The 5,453-nt window shown below is 61.3% G+C and carries 6 protein-coding genes; 2 read left to right on the top strand and 4 right to left on the bottom strand.

Going from position 1 to position 5,453, the window contains the following annotated elements:
- On the bottom strand, positions 1-522 hold a 522-nt coding region (locus EN932_RS28015), incomplete at its 3' end, for a LysR family transcriptional regulator (protein WP_164890649.1).
- A gap of 15 nt (positions 523-537) precedes the next feature.
- The gene (locus EN932_RS28010) at positions 538-1,443 is read right to left on the bottom strand and encodes a S1C family serine protease (RefSeq protein ID WP_013530631.1); all 906 of its coding nucleotides are present in this window, start codon (positions 1,441-1,443) and stop codon (positions 538-540) included.
- A gap of 195 nt (positions 1,444-1,638) precedes the next feature.
- Here EN932_RS28010 and yghU point away from each other — a divergent pair, with 195 nt between their 5' ends.
- On the top strand, positions 1,639-2,505 hold the full coding sequence (gene yghU, locus EN932_RS28005; protein WP_013530630.1) for a glutathione-dependent disulfide-bond oxidoreductase: 867 nt from the start codon (positions 1,639-1,641) through the stop codon (positions 2,503-2,505).
- Positions 2,506-2,588: 83 nt separating this feature from the next.
- Here yghU and EN932_RS28000 read toward each other — a convergent pair whose 3' ends face one another.
- Positions 2,589-2,891 carry a DUF1236 domain-containing protein gene (locus tag EN932_RS28000; RefSeq protein WP_128369228.1) on the bottom strand — a complete coding sequence of 101 codons (303 nt, stop codon included), beginning with the start codon at positions 2,889-2,891 and terminating at the stop codon, positions 2,589-2,591.
- A 619-nt stretch (positions 2,892-3,510) separates the two neighbouring features.
- Positions 3,511-3,807: an exopolysaccharide production repressor protein gene (locus EN932_RS27995; protein ID WP_245460934.1), complete on the bottom strand. Its 297-nt coding sequence runs from the start codon at positions 3,805-3,807 to the stop codon at positions 3,511-3,513.
- A gap of 246 nt (positions 3,808-4,053) precedes the next feature.
- On the opposite strand from EN932_RS27995, the gene EN932_RS27990 reads away from it, so the two are divergent.
- Positions 4,054-4,341: a hypothetical protein gene (locus EN932_RS27990; RefSeq protein WP_063173741.1), complete on the top strand. Its 288-nt coding sequence runs from the start codon at positions 4,054-4,056 to the stop codon at positions 4,339-4,341.
- The last annotated feature ends 1,112 nt before the right edge of the window (positions 4,342-5,453 follow it).

The following is a 5,453-nucleotide window of genomic DNA, read 5'->3' as shown; positions in this document are numbered from 1 at the left end:
GACCAGCACCAGCGGTTCGGCTGCTATCGTGCGCCTGGCGAAGTGTTTATCCGACGCGCCCTTCGCGAAATCACGGCGGTCGAAGCAGAACGCGACATCGATGTCGCCATCCTCCAATTGGCGCAGCAGCGCGCCGCTGCCCGCCACCTTCATCCGCACGGTGATGTCGGAATGGCCGGCCTGGAACCCGGGCAGCCAAGGCGCCAGCCTGGCCGACGCGATCGTCTCCAGCGCGCCGATGGTCAGGTGCCCGCTTGTCGAACCTGCCGCTGCCTGCACGGCCGCGCGCGCCTCGCCGTCGAGCCGCAACAAATCCTCGGCGATCGGCTTCAGCGCTAGGCCTGCCGGCGTCAGCTCGAGACCGGACTTCGCGCGCGTGAACAGGGCAGCGCCAAGCTCGGCCTCGAGCGCCAGGATCTGGGCGCTGACGCTCGATTGCGCGAGGTGGACCACTTCTGCGGCGCGTGTGATGTTGCGGCTCCGCGCCACCGCAAGGAAGGTTTTGAGCAGTCTTGGATGCATCGTGTGGCTGACGCGCTATTGCAGCTGCGGCTTCTTCAGAAAACTGCCGCGGTCGGCGGACTTGACGCGCAGCCAGGTTTCGCGGCCGTCGCGCAGCACCCGCATCGGAATCTCGGCACCGGCCGAGCCGCTCTCCCACAGCTTGCGATAGAAATCGGCGAGTCCATCGACCGCGCCGTCGCGGATGTCCGAGATGATGTCGCCCTGGCGCAGGCCAGCCTTGGCCGCCGGACCGCCTTCGGTCACGCTCATCACCACCACTCTGCCATCGCTTTCGGCCGACAGGGCGCCGAGCCATGGACGCGGCGGCTTGGCCACCTGGCCGCGCGTCAGGAGATCGTCGAGTATGGGCGGCAACAGATCGATCGGCACCACCATGTTGATATCGGCGACCTCGCCATTGCGGCTCATCTGCAGGCGCAGCGAACCGATGCCGAGCAGCGAGCCATCGGCGCCGAACAGCCCGGCACCGCCCCAGGACGGGTGCGCCGGCGCAATGAAGATCGCCTCGTCGAGCAGATACTCCCAATAGCCAGCGAATTCCTGCTTGGTGACGATCCTGGCCTGCACCGACTGGCCGATGCCGTCGGCCAGCACCACGGCGTCGCCGATCCTGGCCTTGCCGGCATCGCCCAGCGCCACCGCCGGCAGGCCGAGCGGCGCCAGCGCCTGCACCAGGCCGAAGCCCGATTCCTGGTCATAGGCCAGCGCGTGCGCGGGGATGACGCGGCCGTCATGGCTGGTCAGCCAGACCTCTTCCGCTTCGGTGATGAGATAGCCGATGGTCAGCACCAGCCCGTCATTGCGAATGACGACGCCGCTGCCTTCCCTGAGCGTGCCGAGCGCCCCGGCCGTAAAGGCATCTTCGGGAACAGTGGCCCGCACGGCAACGACCGAGCGCGGATTAGGATTGATGGTCATGCTTTTGTCCTGGGTGGGCTTTGGCGACATCTTCTATACGTATGCCACGCAGGAGAAGGCGCAAGGGTAAGGAAGAGCCCAATTGCCGATGTTGGCACTGCGGGCATCGATAATAGTTCAACGCAAGTTGAACTTACACATCCGCAGCCCTAGTTTATGGCGACCTGCCATCCTTCCCCGACACGAGGCCACGAAATGACCGACTACACACCGCCGAAAGTATGGACCTGGAACAAGCCGAGCGGCGGAGCCTTTGCCAGCATCAACCGGCCGATCGCCGGGCCGACGCATGACAAGGAACTGCCTGTCGGCAAGCATCCGTTGCAGCTCTATTCGCTGGCGACGCCGAACGGCGTCAAGGTCACCGTCATGCTGGAAGAGCTTCTGGCGCGCGGCCACAAGGGTGCCGAATACGATGCCTGGCTGATCCGGATCAACGATGGCGACCAGTTCGGCAGCGGCTTCGTCGAGGTCAATCCAAACTCCAAGATTCCGGCCCTGATGGACCACAGTGGCACCACACCGGTGCGCATCTTCGAATCCGGCTCGATCCTGGTCTATCTCGCCGAAAAGTTCGGCGAATTCCTTCCGACCGAACAGCCGGCCCGCGCCGAGGTGCTGTCCTGGCTGTTCTGGCAGATGGGCTCGGCGCCGTATCTGGGCGGCGGCTTCGGCCACTTTTATGCCTATGCGCCGGAAAAGTTCGAATATGCCATCGATCGCTTCTCGATGGAGGTGAAGCGTCAGATGGACGTGCTCGACCGCCGGTTGGCCGAGACTGAATATCTCGGCGGCAAGGACTATTCCATCGCCGACATGGCGGTGTGGCCCTGGTATGGCGGGCTGGCACTCGGCCGCATGTACAATGATTCCGGCGAGTTCCTGTCGGTGCACGAGTACAAGCATGTGCAGCGTTGGGCGAAGGCCATCGACGCCCGCCCGGCGGTCAAGCGCGGCCGCATGGTCAACCGAGCTTTCGGTGAGCCTGCCATGCAACTGCATGAACGCCACGACGCCAGCGATTTCGAGACCAAGACGCAGGATAGACTGGCCGCCGAATAGGCCATCGCGGGTCGCGGCAAAGGAAACCCGCCCCGACGCGACGTTCGGGGCGGGTTTTTCCCAAGGTCCAGTACTGCGGGTCCCTAGTGCAGCACTTCAACAATCTGGCGGGTCTCCGGATCGACGAGGACCGTCTGGTCGTTGATCACCGCGGCGCGGTATTTGACGTCGGGCACCTCACGCAGTTCGACCGTATCCGGCACCGACGAGCCGAGCTTGAGCTCGACGCCCAGAAGGTTCACCGAGGCAAGCGGTTCTCTCTTGATGTATTCGCGAACGACTGTCTCCTGCTCCGGCTGGACGACGACGACGTTTTCCGCCAGCGCCGCACCAATCCCGCCCATCAGGACGACGGCGGTCGCCGCGCTCGTAAGATAAAGTCTCATGGCCATCTCCTAGTGATAACTGAATTCCGCCCTCCATAAAAACTCCACCGCTGCCATGCGGTTCCATCGTAACTTCAGAATTGAAGATATTACGATTGCAGCCTGGATATTGATTGGTTGCTGATCAAACATTCGGCAGACAGCGTTCAAGAGTTTGAGAACTTGCACAGATAGGTACGGATATTTAGAGGAAGAAAATTCAATCTGAGCACCAGTGCGCCAAATCGGCCGCGCATCCGCCTCTTCGTCTGGACGATTTGAAAGGCTCCGGCACGAAAAGGGCTCGCCCCGCCGGGAGCAGAGCGAGCCATAACAGTACCGATGGAGGCGGCAACCTCATCGACACTGCCAGAGAACGCGAAGCATCAGCACTTGTTCCCAACCTGTCGGCCTGAGCACAATGCGGAGCGGTCGCGCATGCGTCCTGTTCCCATGATAACGCTGGGCCGAAATCTCCAGCAGGGATATGCTCAGAAGGCGCCGTCTCAGCGACCAAACACCTTGCCGTCGGTCGTGATCGCGCTGGTGGCGACGTTCCCCGAGTTTGCCCGGGCGAACGCGCTCGAGTGGACGGCCTGGTATGGAAACGCCATTCCTGATCGGTCCCGGTCACCCGGTCTCAAAGCTGGACACCGTCGCGATGCAATGGCGGAAAGGCGTCTACCGGATCCTGGCTCGGCACGATGTCATGTGCGCGCCTGAAGATCAGCCTCACGACGAGCACGAAGTAGCCGACCTGCAGGACAAGCAGCGTCGCTATCGTCCAGGCAAATGCCTCCCAGAAGGAGCCGGTGGTCATATAGGTCCAGACCGCGACGATGACGGCCGTGGCTGACATTCCTACCAGAAACTGTCCAAAATACATGGTTTCCAAAACCGTCGAAACCGCGCCGGTTCCAACCAGTCCCTGCCTCATTTCATTTCCCGCGGACAACATTTCATTATTTTAGCAACTTCGCAAGTAAGGGGTCAGTCGCCGCAAGTTCTCCATTTGCGCGGCAACTTGGCAACTGTGCGGGCCGCGGCCGCGGTGCTGGCGGGGCTGGGCTGACACGCCAGCCGTCGACAATCCAGGAGCACGCCCGATCTTTGCACTTCGGGTCCGGAACAAACGCCGGCACGCCGAGTTTCGCCTCCAGTTCTTCAACGATTGGAGGCCAGCATGGCACCTCGCAACAAACCAAGCGCCGACATCGAAGATGACGCACCGCGGGCGGATGGGCCGACCATCGAGCAGCAGGATTGGGATGCAATCAAGGGCGGCGAGATCCTGCCAGAGTCCGTGCCGGAAAACGGCGACATGCGTTACGGCGTCGAAAAAGACGGCGATCTGCCGGACGAGGACGACGATAACGCGTACCAGGACAGCGACGACGCCCTCCCCGATGATGAGGAAGAAGCCGCAATCACGCACGATCAGACCCGAGAGGGCGGATTCGACGAGACGTGAGCTATTCGTCGCCCGAGACATGACTGCCTGTTGTTGAACTTGCCAAAGCCACATTTTCCATGCCCGGTTCGCGGGCGATTTTGCTTGGCCAGCTAAGTTTCCGCCCAGGCAATATATCAGGTTTACCTAAAGTAACGGAACATCCAAGGGACATTATCGGAACTGAACAAGGCCCCTTGGACCTTTGCGCTCGGCAGATAAGACCTTGGTCCTACAGGAAAAAGCAAAAGCCCAAAGTGACCGATTGAGGCTTCCAACGAGGGAACATCGGGCCTCGCTTGTCGTTTGTCGCAGAACTCGGCACCGCCGGGTGTCTGGAGAACGCCGCGATGTCCCACCGATCCACCATCATCAAGACAGGCTATGGCCCAGGAACGGCGATTGCCGTGCTCATGGTTGGATTGACGGCGGTGGGCATCGTGTTCCTCATTCTCGGCAGTTCGCTTTACTTCAGCGAGCAGCCTACGGATCAACGTGTCTTGTCTTCGCCGCCGGCTCGATCGATACACACGGCCCGATAGCCGAGCGGCAAACTGGACGAGCAACTGCTGGACGATAGCGACGAGCAGGCCGGCGTATGGTGAAGATAGAGGGTTCGCCAGGCGCCGAAGCGGCTTGCGAACCCTCTCGGCGCAGGAAGGGACGTTGCTGCGCCGATCGACGACATGTCAGCCAAGGACTATTCCCATCACCAGAAAGGTAACGGCTGTCGCGAAAATCGGTGCGAGCAACCAGCGCGCTTGGCCAACACTTTTGTCCATCTGTTTCTCCGAATTCCGGGAGACAAACAGCCGTGAACAGAGAGCCGTTCCCGTCGGTAAGACCAATGCGCTCTCGGGCCAGACTTAAGTCGCAGACAGCATCCGACCGAAGCCCAATCTGAGGAACATTTTCAGTTGGCTCAAGTTCAGTTGCCGTCAGCGTTGGACGATGTTGTCATGCTGACTCGCAAGGAGAAACAGTATGAAAATGCACCTAACGGGCGCCGCAGCGGCGCTGTTGCTGTTGGCCGGAGTGGGCGCCGTTGCCGCTCAGGACGTTGTCATCCAGCCTGAACAGGACACGGTCATCCGCGAGTATGTGAAGAAGCAGCCCCTCGCTTCGGTCAAGAT

Origin of the sequence: Mesorhizobium sp. M7A.F.Ca.US.002.01.1.1, from assembly GCF_004022955.1 — a bacterium.
Lineage (GTDB): Bacteria > Pseudomonadota > Alphaproteobacteria > Rhizobiales > Rhizobiaceae > Mesorhizobium > Mesorhizobium ciceri.
Note: the sequence above shows the minus strand (reverse complement) of the source record. Positions and strands in the feature narration are given on the sequence as shown.

Excerpts from the sequence above, each read along its gene's own strand:
- yghU (WP_013530630.1), top strand. The coding sequence starts at position 1,639 with ATGACCGACTACACACCGCCGAAAGTATGGACCTGGAACAAGCCGAGC.
- EN932_RS27995 (WP_245460934.1), bottom strand. The coding sequence starts at position 3,807 with ATGAGGCAGGGACTGGTTGGAACCGGCGCGGTTTCGACGGTTTTGGAA.
- EN932_RS28010 (WP_013530631.1), bottom strand. The coding sequence starts at position 1,443 with ATGACCATCAATCCTAATCCGCGCTCGGTCGTTGCCGTGCGGGCCACT.
- EN932_RS27990 (WP_063173741.1), top strand. The coding sequence starts at position 4,054 with ATGGCACCTCGCAACAAACCAAGCGCCGACATCGAAGATGACGCACCG.
- EN932_RS28000 (WP_128369228.1), bottom strand. The coding sequence starts at position 2,891 with ATGAGACTTTATCTTACGAGCGCGGCGACCGCCGTCGTCCTGATGGGC.